This is a genomic window from Acinetobacter sp. YH16053 (genome assembly GCF_013417035.1).
GTDB classification, from domain to species: domain Bacteria; phylum Pseudomonadota; class Gammaproteobacteria; order Pseudomonadales; family Moraxellaceae; genus Acinetobacter; species Acinetobacter towneri.
In genome coordinates this window covers 1-1,496 of the sequence record NZ_VPEP01000113.1, presented here as the reverse complement: position 1 = coordinate 1,496, position 1,496 = coordinate 1, and the positions used below count along the sequence as shown (strand labels likewise).

At 33.1% G+C, this 1,496-nt stretch carries 3 protein-coding genes; 2 read left to right on the top strand and 1 reads right to left on the bottom strand.

The features are described from left to right. Both FTV43_RS15400 and FTV43_RS15395 read left to right on the top strand, forming a co-directional pair. On the top strand, nt 1-347 hold a 347-nt coding region (locus FTV43_RS15400), incomplete at its 5' end, for a helix-turn-helix domain-containing protein (RefSeq protein ID WP_179995830.1). After that, nucleotides 307-567, top strand: a complete 261-nt coding sequence (locus FTV43_RS15395; protein WP_368856093.1) for a hypothetical protein — start codon at nt 307-309, stop codon at nt 565-567. The genes FTV43_RS15400 and FTV43_RS15395, both read left to right, overlap by 41 nt. Before the next feature lie 407 nt (nt 568-974). On the opposite strand, the gene FTV43_RS15390 is transcribed toward FTV43_RS15395, so the two are convergent. Beyond that, nucleotides 975-1,400: a hypothetical protein gene (locus FTV43_RS15390; RefSeq protein ID WP_179995828.1), complete on the bottom strand. Its 426-nt coding sequence runs from the start codon at nt 1,398-1,400 to the stop codon at nt 975-977. Between the last annotated feature and the right edge of the window lie 96 nt (nt 1,401-1,496).

Below are 1,496 nucleotides of genomic sequence, written 5' to 3'. Positions count from 1 at the left end.
GCAGGATCCAGGAGAAGGGACTTCGTTTAGTCGTAGCAGATCTTCCTACTACCTACCAAATGATTCAAACCAGTGACAGCATTACTCATTCAATCTTGGAACTCATCAACAATATGTTGATTGATCTCCTGGCAACAATGGCCCGCCTAGACAATGAGAAACGTATAGAACGTATTAAGCAGGGCCTGGAACGTTCGGGTTACAAGCCAACAGGTAAGAAAGCCAATGAGGCTAAGCACAAACGAATAAAAGAATTGCTAGCAGCTGGCAATATGACTAAGGAAGAAATTGCCAAAGCAGTGAATTGTGGAGTTGCAACTGTTTATCGAGTTGCTAAAGTCATTTAAAAAGGCTTGTATCAGTGCTTCCCTTATGTCATATCTATTTACAAAGGAGCAAGGCATTCTTAAAGATCAAAAGACGGAATTAATGATGAAAAAGCATTTGATTTTCCTTGTTTTTATAGTGATGGTTTTTATTTTAGCTCTAGTTGTAAAGATTGATAATGATCATAAAAAACGGCAAGCATTAAAGAAATTGGAACTAGTTGAAAAGCAAATCCCTTAGGTAAAAATTGACTTATACTTATTTAAATAACGCTAATAACTAAGCCCAAAAAACACCTAGACCCAGTGCTATACACGCTTAGTTTTTTATATTTCAAAAGAGTATTTTAGCAAATATCATAAAAGATCGGTCTATTCTCAAGCCGGTTTTCTATATCGCAGAGCATCATGGCTTTATCATAGATATATGAATATTAAGATAAATAAAAAGCCCTATAGTCTCTCCCGTTACTATAAGGCTTATAAAACGCTGTAATTTTTTTCTTAATTACCTACTTTTCGATGTAGGTTATGAATATATTTTACCTATTGGTAAAAACAAAGATATAAGACAAAAGGTGAATACGTTAGGAGTTCCGCGTAAAAACTACTAATTTCGTATAACCACCATTATGTTAAATGAATCTTTTAATAAGGACTAAATTTATAGCCAAAATGATTTAGACATACCTTAATTCCATTAAGTGAATAGTCCATACATCCGTTATGAATACACTTATTTTCTGAAAAGCCTTCATGAGCTAAAATAACTAAGAATTGTTTAATACTGTTTATTCGGTTTTGGCTTAATACTTGGCTCATATCTGGAATTTTAATTCCAAAAATTGGGCCTGTTGGTGTTTCTGGATAACATTCAAAATACCAAGCTTGCTGACACTCGCTACAAACATAATAAAACTCACCATAATCAAATTCTGGTTTAGCTTCCTCACATGGAGGATCTTCAATGAAGTAGTGAGGAAACTTATACTTCATATTGTAGTTATGACTGAAAACATCTGAAAAACTAGTAGGACATATAAAAAAATTATCTACAGATTGGCATTCACACATATTTTTTGTTCTTTAAAGTTTAGCTAAAATTAACATAATACACGTTATACGAAGTCAAAAAATGGGAGCTAAGCTCCCATTTTTAATGCATTTTTT